Annotated in this window: 12 protein-coding genes; 7 read left to right on the forward strand and 5 right to left on the reverse strand. The window is 65.0% G+C overall.

Annotated elements, in window-relative coordinates; all coding sequences use genetic code 11:
- Positions 1-16: 16 nt before the first annotated feature.
- The 7 genes from AX729_RS04045 (at position 17) to AX729_RS04075 (ending at position 8,656) form a co-directional block, all read left to right on the forward strand.
- Positions 17-1,180, forward strand: a complete 1,164-nt coding sequence (locus AX729_RS04045) for an acyl-CoA dehydrogenase family protein (RefSeq protein ID WP_061020618.1) — start codon at positions 17-19, stop codon at positions 1,178-1,180.
- Positions 1,180-1,836, forward strand: a complete 657-nt coding sequence (locus AX729_RS04050; RefSeq protein WP_061020619.1) for a glutathione S-transferase family protein — start codon at positions 1,180-1,182, stop codon at positions 1,834-1,836. Before AX729_RS04045 ends, AX729_RS04050 begins: the two co-directional genes overlap by 1 nt.
- A 190-nt stretch (positions 1,837-2,026) precedes the next feature.
- Positions 2,027-2,827, forward strand: coding sequence for a helix-turn-helix domain-containing protein (locus AX729_RS04055; protein WP_061020620.1), 801 nt, complete (start codon positions 2,027-2,029; stop codon positions 2,825-2,827).
- A 196-nt stretch (positions 2,828-3,023) separates the two neighbouring features.
- A complete protein-coding gene (locus tag AX729_RS04060; protein ID WP_061020621.1) occupies positions 3,024-3,890 on the forward strand; it encodes a beta-keto acid cleavage family enzyme in 867 nt (288 codons plus the stop codon).
- Positions 3,891-4,004: 114 nt separating this feature from the next.
- A complete protein-coding gene (locus AX729_RS04065; RefSeq protein ID WP_061020622.1) occupies positions 4,005-5,621 on the forward strand; it encodes an acyl-CoA carboxylase subunit beta in 1,617 nt (538 codons plus the stop codon).
- Positions 5,618-7,591 carry an acetyl-CoA carboxylase biotin carboxylase subunit gene (locus tag AX729_RS04070; RefSeq protein WP_061020623.1) on the forward strand — a complete coding sequence of 658 codons (1,974 nt, stop codon included), beginning with the start codon at positions 5,618-5,620 and terminating at the stop codon, positions 7,589-7,591. The genes AX729_RS04065 and AX729_RS04070 overlap by 4 nt, the downstream gene beginning before the upstream one ends.
- A gap of 258 nt (positions 7,592-7,849) precedes the next feature.
- Positions 7,850-8,656, forward strand: coding sequence for a hypothetical protein (locus tag AX729_RS04075; protein ID WP_061020624.1), 807 nt, complete (start codon positions 7,850-7,852; stop codon positions 8,654-8,656).
- Here the strand turns inward: AX729_RS04075 and AX729_RS04080 are convergent.
- Genes AX729_RS04080 through AX729_RS04100 form a run of 5 tightly spaced genes read right to left on the reverse strand, consistent with a single transcriptional unit; the run spans position 8,628 to position 14,109 of the window.
- Positions 8,628-9,614: an ABC transporter ATP-binding protein gene (locus AX729_RS04080; protein WP_061020625.1), complete on the reverse strand. Its 987-nt coding sequence runs from the start codon at positions 9,612-9,614 to the stop codon at positions 8,628-8,630. The genes AX729_RS04075 and AX729_RS04080 overlap by 29 nt on opposite strands.
- Positions 9,611-10,618, reverse strand: coding sequence for an ABC transporter ATP-binding protein (locus AX729_RS04085; RefSeq protein WP_061020626.1), 1,008 nt, complete (start codon positions 10,616-10,618; stop codon positions 9,611-9,613). Before AX729_RS04085 ends, AX729_RS04080 begins: the two co-directional genes overlap by 4 nt.
- Positions 10,618-11,511, reverse strand: a complete 894-nt coding sequence (locus AX729_RS04090; protein ID WP_061020627.1) for an ABC transporter permease — start codon at positions 11,509-11,511, stop codon at positions 10,618-10,620. The genes AX729_RS04085 and AX729_RS04090 overlap by 1 nt, the downstream gene beginning before the upstream one ends.
- Positions 11,512-11,520: 9 nt before the next feature.
- Positions 11,521-12,468, reverse strand: coding sequence for an ABC transporter permease (locus AX729_RS04095; RefSeq protein WP_061020628.1), 948 nt, complete (start codon positions 12,466-12,468; stop codon positions 11,521-11,523).
- A 42-nt stretch (positions 12,469-12,510) separates the two neighbouring features.
- A complete protein-coding gene (locus AX729_RS04100; protein ID WP_061020629.1) occupies positions 12,511-14,109 on the reverse strand; it encodes an ABC transporter substrate-binding protein in 1,599 nt (532 codons plus the stop codon).
- Positions 14,110-14,179 lie beyond the last annotated feature (70 nt).

Raw genomic sequence — 14,179 nt, forward strand, 5'->3', positions numbered from 1 at the left:
ATGACGAGAGGATAAAATGCTGTTTACCACCGACCACGACGATATCCGCCGATCCCTGCAGAAATTCATCGCCAACGAGATCAATCCTCATGTCGATGAATGGGAGAAGGCCGACATCTTTCCGGCGCACGAGCTGTTCAAGAAGATGGGCAATCTCGGCTTCCTCGGGCTGAACAAGCCGGTCGAGTTCGGCGGCTCCGGCCTCGACTACTCTTACGCGCTGATGATGGCGGAGGAGCTGGGCGCGATCACCTGCGGCGGCGTGCCGATGGCGATCGGGGTGCAGACCGACATGGCAACGCCCGCGCTGGCACGATTCGGCTCGGACGAGGTGCGGCGCGAGTTTCTGGCGCCCTCGATTGCCGGAGATTACGTCGCCTGCATCGGCGTCTCCGAGCCCGGCGCCGGCTCTGACGTCGCCTCGATCAAGACCCAGGCGCGCTCTGACGGCGACGACTACGTCATCAACGGCGGCAAGATGTGGATCACCAACGGCACGCAGGCCGACTGGATCTGCCTGCTCGCCAACACCGGCGACGGGCCGGTTCATCGCAACAAGTCGCTGATCTGCGTGCCCATGAAGAGCAAGGGCGTCACCGTCGCCCGCAAGCTCGACAAGATGGGCATGCGCTCGTCCGACACCGCGCAGATCTTCTTCGACAATGTCCGCGTGCCCAAGCGCAACCGCATCGGCGAGGAGGGCAAGGGCTTCACCTACCAGATGATCCAGTTCCAGGAGGAGCGGCTGTGGGGCGCGGCCGCCTGCCTCAAGTCGCACGAATACATCATCAACGAGACCATCACATACACCCGCAACCGCAAGGCCTTTGGCCAGAGCATCCTCGACAATCAGGTCGTGCACTTCAAGCTGGCGGAGATGCAGACCGAGGTCGAGCTGCTGCGCGCGCTGATCTATCGTGCCGCCGAGCAGCTGGTGGCGGGCGAGGACGTGACCAGGCTGGCGACCATGGCCAAGCTGAAGGCCGGCCGCCTCGGCCGCGAACTCACCGACGCCTGCTTGCAATATTGGGGCGGAATGGGCTTTACCAACGAGACGCCGGTCAGCCGTGCCTATCGCGACAGCCGCCTGACCTCGATCGGTGGCGGTGCCGACGAGGTCATGCTGATGGTCCTGTGCAAGATGATGGGCACGTTGCCCGGCAGCAAAGGGAGTGCTTGATGATCACGCTCTATCACTGCGACGCCGCGCGCTCGTTTCGTCCGCTCTGGATGCTGGAAGAGATGGGGCTGCCCTACGAGCTGAAGATGCTGCCGTTCCCGCCGCGCGTCTTCGCCAAAGAGTATCTCGCGATCAATCCGCTGGGCACGATTCCCTTCATGGTCGACGGCGAGACGAAGATGACCGAATCCTCCGGCATCTGCCACTATCTCGGCGTCAAATACGGCCCGACGCCGTTGATGGTCGGACCGGAGGATCCAGCCTATGGCGCCTTCCTGAACTGGATGTATTTCAGCGACGCCACGTTAACCTTCCCACAGACGCTGGTTCTCCGATACACCCAGCTCGAACCGGAGGAGCGCCGCAACCCGCAGGTAGCTACCGACTACGCAAAATGGTTCTTGGGAAGACTGCGCGCCGTCGAGGCAGCCACGGCGAATGCCGAAACTTTGTGCGCGGGCCGCTTCACCGCCGCTGACATTGTCATCGGATATGCGCTTCGTCTGGCCAGCAACATCGGGCTCGCCAAGGATTTCGGGCCAAATGTCGCAGCCTATTGGGCTCGCCTGCAGCAGCGCGACGGTTTCAAGCGTGCAGTTGCTGCGGAACAGAAGGCCGGTGCCGAGCAGAATGTTGCGCCGAGGGCGAGGGCGTAAGTTTCCGCCTTCCGGGGCGATGCGCAGCATCGAGCCCGGAATCTCGAAGTTCCGGGCTCGGTCCTGCGGACCGCCACGGAACGACGATGCATGTTTCCATGACAGCGCTATCCTGTCGTGACAGCGGCCAAATTTCCGCTAAGGTGACCTCCGTCCGCAGCGGCCAGAGAGCCGCGCGAGGAGGACCCCAATGGAAGATAAAGGTCGCGAATCCGACCATCTGATGCTGATCACGCCGGAGCGGGTATTTTATGCGGGCCTGCTGGGCCGGCCCCGCAAGCGGACCCCCGGTTGCTGCCATGTCTATGTCGCGGTGAAGGGCAGCCTGCATCTGACGATCGACGACGTCCAGACGTCGGACGAATTGATCGTCACCCTGCCGAACCAGCGGCACACCATCGCCAGCGACTATCGCACTGTGATCAGCGTGACGCTGGAGCCGGAAAGCATGCCGGATGGCGTGATCGAAGCACTGGCCGAGCGGCTCCGGGGGCCGGACAAGGCCGCCTACGCCCGCAAGATCCTTGCCGCCTACGCGCTGCTGCGCCAGCGCCGCTACGGCGACATCACCACCGCCGAATTCGACGAGATGTGTTTTGGCGAGGCCCTGCCGCGCCGCGTGCTCGATCCGCGCGTGATGCGTGCGGTTGCGCGCATTGAGCGCTTCTCCGGCGAGCCGGTGACCGCCGATACCTGCGCCGCCGAGGCTGGACTCTCGGCCTCGCGCTTCCTGCACCTCTTCAAGGAGGAGACCGGCATCTCGTTCCGCTCGTTCCGTGCCTGGAAGCGTGCGCGGCACCTGCTGCACTTCGCCAACCAGGATCTCAATCTCGCCCATCTCGCGCAAGACATCGGCTATCCCGACTCGACCCATTTCAGCCATTCGATCCGGCGCTTTTACGGCTTGAAGCCGCGCGCGATCTTCGTCGGCTCGCGCGATCTGGCGATCTATCGCAGCACCGAGACGGTGCGGCTCGCAGAGGCGAGTTGATCGGTTTGTAGGGTGGATTAGCCGAAGGCGTAATCCACCTCTTTGGTTTTCGCGGCGACAGAAGTGGTGGGTTACGCCTTCGGCTAACCCACCCTACGAATTCGTCGTTTTTTCCAGCTTCTCCGCGCAAGAAGCCGCATGCCACCCACCCCATGATCGCAAGCGTTGAATTCTCAACGTGCGAGACATTATTGGCATGAGCGACAAGGCCGTCATCACCTGCGCGCTGAACGGCGTGCTCACCGACCCGAAGCAGCACAACGTGCCTGTGACGCCCGAGCAGATGGCGCGCGAGGCCAAGGCTGCATTCGACGCCGGCGCGTCCATCATGCACATCCATCTGCGCCAGCAGGCGCCGGGCAAGGGGCATCTGCCGTCCTGGGAGGTCGCTGTCAGCAAGGAAATTCAGCAAGCGATCCGCGAGGCGTGCCCGGGCGTGATCATCAACCATACTTCGGGGGTCTCCGGCCCGAACTACAGTGGCGCGCTCGATTGCATCCGCGAGACCAGGCCGGAGATCGCCGCCTGCAATGCCGGCTCACTGAATTACCTGAAAGTGAAGGCCGACAACACCTGGGCCTGGCCGCCGATGATGTTCGACAATGCGGTCGAGAAGGTGAATGACTATCTCGACGTCATGAACGCGGTCGGCACCATCCCCGAGTTCGAATGCTTCGATGTCGGCATCGTCCGCTGCGTCGGCATGTATCGCCAGGTCGGCATGTACAACGGCCCGCTCGAGTATAATTTCGTGATGGGCGTCGCCTCCGGCATGCCTGCTGATCCCGAGCTGTTGCCGATCCTGATCAAGCTGAAGCGCCCCGAGGCGCATTTCCAGGTCACCGCGATCGGCCGCGAGGAGATCTGGCCGCTGCACCAGCGCTGCGCCGAACTCGGCGGCCATTTGCGCACCGGCCTCGAGGACACCTTCTATCTCGCCGACGGCACGAAGGTGACCTCGAACGGCCAGTTGATCGAAGCCATCGCCGCCTGCGCGCGGCGTGCCGGCCGCGACATCGCGAGCCCCGCCGAGGCGCGGAAGATCTTTGGGACGAACAGGTAAGGTATCGCCTCACCCGTCATTGCGAGCGAAGCGAAGCAATCCTGAATCTCTCCTCGGATGCAGTCTGGATTGCTTCGTCGCTTCGCTCCGGGCAATGACGAGCAGGGTCAAGTCATGTCTCTCATCGAAAACACCGTTTCCCCCGGCAGCGCCGCCTACCAGGCCAACCGCGATGGCATGCTCGCGCTGATCGACCGCATGCGCGCGCTGGAAGAGCGCACACGGGCAGCGTCGGCCGCAGCCAAGGACCGCTTCCACAAGCGCGGACAGTTGCTGCCGCGTGAGCGCGTCGCGCTGGTGCTCGATCCCGGTGCGCCCTTCATCGAGCTGTCGACGCTCGCGGGCTACATGTTCGACGTGCCCGATGCGGCCAAGAGCGTGCCGGGCGGCGGCGTCATCGCCGGCATCGGTTTCGTCTCGGGCGTGCGCTGCATGGTCAGCGCCAACGACGCCGGCATCGATGCCGGCGCGCTCCAGCCTTATGGCCTCGACAAGACGCTGCGGGTGCAGGAGCTCGCACTGGAGAACAAGCTGCCTTACGTCCAGCTGGTCGAAAGCGCCGGAGCCAATCTGCTGCGCTACCGTGTCGAGGATTTTGTTCGCGGCGGCAACATCTTCCGCAACCTCGCGCGATTGTCAGCAGCGGGCCTGCCGGTCGTCACGGTCACGCACGGCTCGTCCACCGCAGGCGGTGCCTATCAGACCGGTCTCTCCGACTACATCGTCATGGTCCGTGGCCGCACCCGCGCCTTCCTCGCCGGGCCGCCGCTGCTGAAGGCCGCGACCGGCGAGATCGCGACCGAGGAGGAGCTCGGCGGCGCCGAGATGCACACGCAGGTCTCCGGCCTCGGCGACTATCTCGCCGAGGACGATCGTGACGCGCTGCGCATCGCCCGCGAGATCATGGCCGCGCTGGAATGGGAGCGGCCGGGCCGGGCGGCTCCCGAGTTCAAGCCGCCGCGCTACGACCAGGACGAGCTGCTCGGCATCATGCCGATGGACCACAAGCGCCCGGTCGACATGAAGCAGGTGATCGCGCGCATCATCGACGATTCCGATTTCACCGAAATGGCGCCGAACTACGGGCCCGCCACCGTCTGCGGCCATGCCCGCATCGAAGGGCAGGCCATCGGCATCATCACCAACAACGGGCCGCTCGATCCCGCCGGCGCCAACAAGGCGACGCATTTCATCCAGGCCTGCTGCCAGACCCGCACGCCGTTGCTCTACCTGAACAACACCACCGGCTACATGGTCGGCAAATCCTACGAAGAGGCCGGCATGATCAAGCACGGCTCGAAGATGATCCAGGCGGTCACTTCGGCCACGGTGCCGCAGATCACGATCTATTGCGGCGCCTCCTTCGGCGCCGGCAATTACGGCATGTGCGGGCGCGGCTTCCATCCGCGCTTCTGCTTCTCCTGGCCCAATGCCAGGACCGCGGTGATGGGCGGCGAGCAGGCGGCCGAGACCATGGCGATCGTGACGGAAGCCGCCGCTGCGCGCCGCGGCAAGCCGATCGAGAAGGACAAGCTCGAGGCCATGAAGGCGCAGATCGTCGGCGTGTTCGACGGCCAGATGGACGTGTTCTCGACCAGCGCGCGCGTGCTCGACGATGGCGTGATCGACCCACGTGACACCCGCGCGGTGCTGTCCGAGGTGCTCGCGATCTGCCGCGAGGGCGATGCGCGCGCACCCCAGCGCATGCAGTTCTCGGTGGCCCGGCCATGAGGAACGGATCAGTGCAGCACCGGCCGTTCTTCAAGGTCCTGATCGCCAACCGCGGCGAGATCGCATTGCGCGTGATGCGCAGCGCGCGGCGCTTGGGCCTAGGCGTCGTCGCGGTCTATTCGGATGCCGATCGCGACGCGCTCCATGTACGGCAGGCCGACCAGGCCGTGCGCATCGGCGAAGCTTTGCCGGCGCAGTCCTATCTCAACATCCCCGCGATCATCGCCGCCGCCAAGGCCAGCGGCGCGGACGCTGTCCATCCCGGCTACGGCTTCCTGGCCGAGAACGAGGAGTTCGCGCAGGCCTGCAAGGATGCAGGTCTCGTCTTCATCGGGCCGTCGCCGCAGGCGATCGCGGCGATGGGCAACAAGGCCGGCGCCAAGGAAATCATGAAGAAGGCCGGCGTGCCCATCGTGCCCGGCTATCAAGGCGCCGAGCAGGGCGACGAGGTCATGCTGGCGGAAGCCAGAAAGATCGGCTTTCCCGTGATGATCAAGGCGGTTGCCGGCGGCGGCGGGCGCGGCATGCGGCTCGTTGCCGATGCTGCGTCATTTCCTGATGCCCTGCGTAGCGCGCGGTCGGAGGCCAAGGCGGCGTTCGGTGATCCCACGGTGATTCTCGAACGCGCCATCCAGAACCCGCGCCATATCGAAATCCAGGTGTTTGGCGACAGCCACGGCAACGCCATACATCTCGGCGAGCGCGATTGCTCGGTGCAGCGGCGGCACCAGAAGCTGATCGAGGAGGCGCCGTCGCCCGCCGTGACGCCGGAGCTGCGGGCAAGGATGGGAGAGGTCGCCGTCGCCGCAGTGAAGGCGCTGCGTTATGAGGGCGCCGGCACGCTGGAATTCCTGCTCGATGCGAGCGGCGAGTTCTACTTCATGGAGATGAACACGCGCCTCCAGGTCGAGCATCCCGTGACCGAGGCGATCACCGGGCTCGATCTCGTCGAGCTTCAGCTGCGCGTCGCGCGTGGCGAGCCATTGCCGGTGAAGCAGCAGGACATCCGCTTCACAGGCCACGCCATCGAGGTGCGGCTGTGCTCGGAAGACGCCGGACAGGACTTCATGCCGCAGTCCGGGCGCATGGCGTGCTGGCAGGTGCCCGACGGCATCCGCGTCGAGCATGCGCTGCAATCGGGCTCGGAGATTCCGCCGTTCTATGATTCCATGATCGCCAAGGTGATCAGCCACGGCGTCAATCGCGAGGAGGCGAGGGGACGGCTGATCGTCGGCCTCGAGCAGCTCACCGCGTTTGGCGTGACCACAAATCAGGCGTTCCTGATGTCCTGCCTGCGCCATCCCGGGTTTGCCAGGGGCGAGGCGACGACGGCATTCATCGGCGCACATCGCGAGGAGCTGCTGGCGCCCTCTGCGAACGCCGCATTCGATACTGCACTGGCCGGGCTCCTGCTCTACGTCACCAACCCGCGTGCGCCGTCATGGCAGGGTGGGCGGAGCCTCGCCGCCTCCTTTCCGCTGCCGGCGAAGATCGAAATCGCCGGCCACGCGCACGAGCTCGAAGTCACGCGCGAGCGCGATGGCAGCTACACCGTCGCCGGCGACGGCCGTCAGGACAGATTCGAGATCGAACAGCTCGATGGCGATGCGGTTCGTTTCCGCCATGACGGAGTGATGGACAGCGCCAAATTCCTGCGCGATGGCGACCGGCTCTACCTTCAGCATCGCGGCATCCCCCTTGCGGTGAATGATCTCACGCTGGCCGCGCCGAAGGCGGCCGCGAGCAATGGCGGCGACGGCAAGGTGCGCGCCGCCATGAACGGCCGCGTCGTCGCGGTGCTGGTCAAGCCGGGCGACCGCGTCACCGCGGGCCAGCCGGTCATGACGTTGGAAGCGATGAAGATGGAGCACGTCCACAAGGCCGGCATCGACGGTGTCGTCGCAGCGATCGACGTTGCCGAAGGCGAGCAGGTGACCACGGGCAGGATCGTGGCGGAGATCGGGGCCTAGTCTCGCGTCCCGGATGCGTCGGGCGCGCCGGGATCCAGTTCACCCAGGATGCGCGCGCTTCTGGGGCGCGCTTTCGCGGTCAGCGAGACCTGCGCCGGCCGCGCGCCCCCAATTTGGGCGAACGTGCTACCGGTGTGACTCATAATCAAATGATTCCAAAGGCATAACCGCGAAGGTAGAGCCGTAGCAGCCTCCATTGAACATTGTTCATTGTGTTGATACTAATATGAACATTGTTCAATTAAATCGGAGGCCTGCATGTTGCGCGTCAATGAGTCTGCCCGAGCGACCGGCGCCAAGCTTCCCCCGGCGTCCGGCGGACTCGCAGCACCGAACGTTCGGGAAAAGTATCTGATCGCCGCGCTGGTCGTGCTGACGATGGTGGCGCTGCTGGCACCCCCGCTGCCGGCCTCCGCCTGGCACATTCCGCATTACGTCGACACCCGCAATTGGCTCGGCTTGCCCAATGCCGGCGACGTGCTGAGCAATCTCGCCTTCCTGGCGACGGGCGTCTGGGGCTTCGCGCGGCTGCGCAACTGCCGCGATGTGCCCGCGGGTGCAGGCTGCCTCTTCCTGGGATTGATCCTCACTTGCATAGGGTCGGCCTTCTATCACCTGGACCCCGACGCCCCGCAGCGGCTCGTGGCCGATCGGCTTGGCATGGCGGTGGCGTTCGCGGGCTTTCTGGGCATCGCTGCAGGCGAGCGCATCAGCGTGCGCGCCGGTCAGGCGATGGTGGTGCTGGTGATGGCTGCGGGCCTGCTCGCCGCCTGGGTCGCACGCGAGAACCTCACGCCATGGGTGGTGGTGCAGTTCGGCGGCATCGCGCTCGCGGTGGCTCTCGCGTTGACGCCGACCCGGCCTGGCGCGCTCGGCATTCCGCTCGGCGGCGTGCTATTCTTCTACGTGCTGGCCAAGCTCTTCGAGCTCGGCGATGTCACCGTGTTCGAAGCGACCGGACATATCGTCTCGGGCCATACGCTCAAGCACCTGGCCGCCGCGCTCGCGGCGTGGCCAGTGATACGGACGTTGAGGCCTATTGCCCCCGCCCGGTCCCCTCGTTGAGCAAACACGCCACCTGATGCCCGTCGCCCGCATCCACCAGCGCCGGCCGCTCCGTCCTGCAACGCTCCATCGCAAACCGGCAGCGGGTGTGAAACGCGCAGCCGGAGGGCGGGTCGACCGGGCTAGGGACATCGCCGTCGACCAGCGGCGCGAGCTTCTTCGCCAACGGATTGGCGATCGGCACGGACGCGAGCAGGGCCTGCGTATAGGGGTGACGCGGGTTGCGGAATAGCTCGTCCTTGTCGGCGATCTCGACGATACGTCCGAGATACATCACGGCGACGCGGTGGCTGATATGGGCGACCACGGCGAGATCGTGGGCGATGAACAGGTAGGAAAAGCCGTGCTGGCGCTGGAGATCGATCAGCAGATTGATCACCTGCGCCTGGATCGAGACGTCGAGCGCGGAGACCGGCTCGTCGCACACTATCAGGCGCGGCCCGAGGGCGAGCGCGCGTGCGATGCAGATGCGCTGGCGCTGGCCGCCCGAAAACTGATGCGGAAAATTGCGCGTCTGGTCGGGCCGCAGTCCCACTTGCTCGAACAGTGTCGCGACCCGCGCCTCGAGCGCCTTGCCTGTGGCGAGCCCATGCACGATCAGCGGCTCGCCGACGATGTCGCCCGCGGTCATGCGCGGATTGAGTGAGGCAAACGGATCCTGGAACACGATCTGCATCGAACGGCGGTGCGGGCGCAGGGCCGTCTTGGACAGATCGGTGATGTCCTCGCCATCGAGACGGATCCGGCCCGAGGTCGGCTCCACCAGCCGGAGCACGCTGCGCGCCACCGTGGACTTGCCGCAGCCGGACTCGCCGACGAGGCCGAGCGTCTCGCCGGCCGCAAGCGCGAACGAAACGCCGTCGACCGCATGGACGGTGCCGACTTGCCGGCGCAACACGCCGGCGCGCACCGGATAGTGCTTCTTGAGGTCGGTGACTTCGAGCAGCGCTTCGGTCATGCCACCTCCGCGACTTCTTCCGCGCGCCAGCACGCCGCGAGATGGCCGCCGCCCCAGTCCGCCAGCGGCGGATACTCGGCCTCGCAGCGCTTGATGGCGAGCTTGCAGCGCGGCGCGAAGGCGCAGCCCTGCGGCAGCCCCACCAATGATGGCACCGTGCCGGGGATTTCGTTCAGCCGGGCCTGCACAGGGACGCCGGAGGCCGGCACCGCCGGGATCGAGGCCATCAGCCCGCGCGTATAGGGATGCTTGGGTGCGGCGAACAGCGCCTCCACGCTGGCTTCCTCGACCTTCCGGCCCGCATACATCACGATCACGCGCTGGGCCGTCTGCGCAACGACGCCGAGATCGTGCGTGATCAGAACGAGGCCGGTGCCGAGCTCCTTTTGGAGATCGAGGATCAGCGCCAGGATCTGCGCCTGGATGGTGACGTCGAGCGCGGTGGTCGGCTCGTCCGCGATCAGCAGCGCCGGCCGGCACGCGAGCGCCATCGCGATCATCGCACGCTGGCGCATGCCGCCGGAAAGCTGGTGCGGATATTCCCGCGCGCGCCGCGCCGGCTCGGGGATACGTACCAGCCGCAGCATCTCGACCGCGATACCTCGCGCATCCTTCGACGAGATGCTTCGGTGCAGCCGCACCGCCTCGGCGATCTGATCGCCGATCCGCATCACCGGATTGAGCGAGGTCATCGGCTCCTGGAAGATCATGGAGATGCGGTTGCCCCTGACCGCGCGCATCTGCACTTCATCCAGCGATAGCAGATCGGTGCCTTCCAACGCGACCGAGCCGCCGACGATGCGGCCGGGCGGATCGGGCACCAAACGCATCAAGGACAGCGCGGTGACGCTCTTCCCGCAGCCGGATTCGCCCACGATCGCCAGCGTCTCGCCGCGCTTCACGGTGAAGGACACGTCGTCGACAGCCTTGAACAGACCGGAATTGGTGAAGAACACCGTCTTCAGGTTCCTCACGTCTAGCACGAGATCGGATTTGTCCGCCATCAGCCGCGCTGCCTCGGATCCAGGATGTCACGCAAGGCGTCGCCGAACAGATTGGCTCCGAAGACGGCGAGGCTGATTGCGATGCCCGGGAAGATCACCAGCCACGGCGCGGTGCGGACATACTCGGCGGCGGACTCCGACAGCATGCGTCCCCATGACGGATAAGGCTCGGGAATGCCGAGGCCGAGGAAGGAGAGGGAGGCCTCCGTGAGGATGGTCGAGCCGAGCTGCGCGGTCGCCAGCACGATCAGCGGCGCCAGCGTGTTCGGCAGCACGTGGCGCAGCGCGATCCGCATCTCGCTCATGCCGATCGATTTCGCTGCTTCCACGAACGGCTGCTCGCGTAGCGCCAGGGTGTTGGCGCGGATGACGCGGGCAACCGTCGGGATCAGTGGAATGGCGATGGCGAGGATGACGTTCGGCAGCGACGGGCCAAGCGCGGCCGTCATCACCAGGGCCAGCACCAGGAGTGGCAGCGCCTGGAGGACGTCGGAGACGCGCTGGAAGATGAGATCGACCCAGCCGGAGAGATAACCGGAGGTAAGGCCAACGATCACGCCGATCGTGCCGCCGAGCGCCGTCGAGCCGATGCCGACCGCGAGCGAGATCCGCGCGCCGTGAATGATACGGCTGAACACGTCGCGGCCGAACGAATCCGTGCCCATCCAATGTGCCAGGCTGGGCCGCATCAGTGCGCGGGTGGAATCGACGGTCAACGGATCGTAGCGCGCGATGAAGTCGGCGAAGATCGCGGTGAGAACGAAGGCCGCCATGATGACGAGCCCGGCCGCGCCCAGCACATGCCGCTGCGCCATGAACAGCACGCGGCGCCAGCCGCCGGTCGCATGCGCCCCGGCGCGTCTCAGTTCAACGTCGAAGTCGATCGCAGCCAAGCTGGTCTCCTAATCCGTATACCTGATCCGGGGATCGAACACCGCATAGAGCATGTCGACGGTGAAATTCGCGAACACCACCACGACGGCGATGAACATCACGAGGTTCTGCACGATCGGATAGTCACGCCAGCGGATCGCCTCGACCAGGTAGCGGGCGACGCCGGGAATGTTGAACACCGTCTCGGTCACGATCAGGCCGCCGATCAGGAATGCGGCCTCGATGCCGATCACGGTGATGACGGGCAGGATCGCATTCTTTAGCGCGTGGTGATAATTGACGGCTGCCTCGGATGCGCCCTTGGCGCGAGCGGTGCGGATATAGTCCTGCCGCAGCACCTCCAGCATCGAGGAGCGGGTGATGCGCATGGTCAGCGCCGCGCTGCGGAAGCCGACGGCGGCCGCCGGCACGGCGTAGGTCGCAAACGCCTCGAGCCAGGTCTGCGGATTCGGATTGAAGATCGGCATCTGGCCGAACATCGCGACCGATGCGGTGAGGATGAGCAAGCCCAGCCAGAATGAGGGCAGCGACAATCCACTGAGGCTGACGACACGCAGAGCATAGTCGAGCCGTGTGCCCTGCTTCACCGCGCTGATGACGCCAAGCGGGATGCCGATCGACGCCGAGAACAGGAGCGCGAGGCCGGCGAGCCGCGCCGTAATCGGAATCCGCGGCAGGATCTCCTGCAGCGCCGGCTTTTCCGAGACGTAGGAATAACCAAAATCGCCGCGCAGGAATCCACTGATCCAGTGCCAATATTGCACGATCAGCGGCCGGTCGATGCCGAGTTCCTTCTCCAGATTGGCCTTGTCGGCCGGGTCGACATAGCCGGCGGCGGCGAACAGGATGTCGACGATGTTGCCGGGGACGATGCGCAGCAGGAAGAAGATGACGATCGATATCCCGAACAGGGTCACGAGCATCAGGAACAGGCGCCGCACCAGATAGGCAAACATCCACCGCCTCCTGTCGAGCCCGTCAGTCGTCCGCGGCCTGCGCTACTTGTCCAGCCACACGTCCTCGTAGCGATAGCCGTTATAGGAGCTGTTCGTCATGATGGTGATGCCCTTGACGTAGGGCTGCCAGCAGCTGCCCATGCGGCTGTGGAAGATGATGGGCCGTGCGACGTCCTCCTGCAATTTCTTGTCGATGTCCCAGACCAGCTTCTTGCGCTTCTCGACATTGGTCTCCTGCGATTGCACGTCGAACAGCTTTTCGATCTCTCTGTTGCAGTAGTTGGTGTAGTTGCGCTCCGAGCCGCAGGAATAGTTCTCGTAGAACGACTGGTCGGGATCATCCACGGCGTTGCCGGTCAGATTGAGCCCGATCATGTAGTCCTTGCGCGCAACCTTCGGGAACCAGTTCGCGGTCTCGACGACGTCGATCTCGCCGTCGATATAGATGTTCTTGAGCTGGTCGATCAGGATCACCGCGGGATCGCGATAGATCGGGATGTTGCGCGTGGAGACCTTCACGGCGAGATGCTTGTCCGGTCCGTAGCCGGCCTTCTGCATCAGTTTCTTCGCCTCCTCGCGGTTGGCCTTCACGTCGGGGCCATAGCCCGGAATGGTCTCCAGCATCTCCTTCGGCATGCCCCACAGACCGTTCGGCGGCGGCAGCATGGTGCCGCCGATGTCGCCCTGGCCCTCGAACATGATCGAGATGAAGGCCTTGCGGTCGAGCGCCATCGCCATGGCGCGGCGGATGTCGACATTGTCGAAGGGGGGCGACGACGAGTTGACGATGATGTTGGTCGTGACATTGGTCGGCGCGATCTCGCAGATCGCGTTCGGCGCCTGCGACTTGACGTCCTTCACCAGCGGGATCGTCACCTCCGTCGGAAAGGTCATGTCGAACTTGCCGGCCACGAAGGCGAGGATCGCGGTCGAGCGGTTCGGGATGATGGTGAACTCGATGCCGTCGAGATAGGGCCGGCCCTTGCGCCAATAGTCGGGATTGCGGGTCAGCTTGATGGACTCATTGGCCTTGAACTCGACGAACTTGAACGGGCCGGTGCCGATCGGGTGGGTGCGCATCTCCGCCGGCGAGACGTGGCAGGGATAAACCGGCGTGTAGCCCGAGGCGAGCAGCGCGAGCAGCGAGGGCTGCGGCCGCTTCAGATTGAAGGAGACCTCGGAGTCGCCGTTGACCGAGATGTCGACGACCTGATCGTACCAGGACTTGCGCGGGTTCTGCCGGAACTTCTGCTGCGCCTTGCCCATCAGCATGTCGAAGGTGCATTTGACGTCGGCCGAGGTGAACGGCTTGCCGTCGTGCCATTTCACGCCTTGGCGCAGCTTGAAGGTCAGCGTCTTGTTGTCGTTCACCCAGGCCCAGCTCTCGGCGAGCTCGGGGACGATGCTGTCCATGCTGTTCTGGGCCACGTCCTGCTTGTAGATGACGAGGTTGTTGAACACGGGCATGAAGGGAACGTTGAGCGAGTAGGTCGCGCCTTCATGAATCGAGGCACTGCCGGGGCTGTCGCGGTGATACATCCGCAGAATGCCGCCCTGCTTGGGCTCGCCGGCCAGCGTGGCGGTTGAGGTCGTCAGCACAGATAGCGCCGCCATTGCGGCGAGCGCCCGCACGCTCCGCATTCTCATCCTCCCTGGACAACGGCCTTTGCGGCCTGTTTGTCAGACGATAGCGACGCGGGCGCGGCGAGGC

It is taken from the genome of Bradyrhizobium sp. CCH5-F6 (assembly GCF_001556045.1).
Taxonomy (GTDB): Bacteria; Pseudomonadota; Alphaproteobacteria; order Rhizobiales; family Xanthobacteraceae; genus Bradyrhizobium.

What these genes read in the sequence shown, in the direction of transcription:
- AX729_RS04060 (WP_061020621.1), top strand. Translation starts at nt 3,024, where the DNA reads ATGAGCGACAAGGCCGTCATCACCTGCGCGCTGAACGGCGTGCTCACC.
- AX729_RS04050 (WP_061020619.1), top strand. Translation starts at nt 1,180, where the DNA reads ATGATCACGCTCTATCACTGCGACGCCGCGCGCTCGTTTCGTCCGCTC.
- AX729_RS04070 (WP_061020623.1), top strand. Translation starts at nt 5,618, where the DNA reads ATGAGGAACGGATCAGTGCAGCACCGGCCGTTCTTCAAGGTCCTGATC.
- AX729_RS04080 (WP_061020625.1), bottom strand. Translation starts at nt 9,614, where the DNA reads ATGACCGAAGCGCTGCTCGAAGTCACCGACCTCAAGAAGCACTATCCG.
- AX729_RS04085 (WP_061020626.1), bottom strand. Translation starts at nt 10,618, where the DNA reads ATGGCGGACAAATCCGATCTCGTGCTAGACGTGAGGAACCTGAAGACG.
- AX729_RS04045 (WP_061020618.1), top strand. Translation starts at nt 17, where the DNA reads ATGCTGTTTACCACCGACCACGACGATATCCGCCGATCCCTGCAGAAA.
- AX729_RS04065 (WP_061020622.1), top strand. Translation starts at nt 4,005, where the DNA reads ATGTCTCTCATCGAAAACACCGTTTCCCCCGGCAGCGCCGCCTACCAG.
- AX729_RS04100 (WP_061020629.1), bottom strand. Translation starts at nt 14,109, where the DNA reads ATGCGGAGCGTGCGGGCGCTCGCCGCAATGGCGGCGCTATCTGTGCTG.
- AX729_RS04095 (WP_061020628.1), bottom strand. Translation starts at nt 12,468, where the DNA reads ATGTTTGCCTATCTGGTGCGGCGCCTGTTCCTGATGCTCGTGACCCTG.
- AX729_RS04075 (WP_061020624.1), top strand. Translation starts at nt 7,850, where the DNA reads ATGTTGCGCGTCAATGAGTCTGCCCGAGCGACCGGCGCCAAGCTTCCC.
- AX729_RS04055 (WP_061020620.1), top strand. Translation starts at nt 2,027, where the DNA reads ATGGAAGATAAAGGTCGCGAATCCGACCATCTGATGCTGATCACGCCG.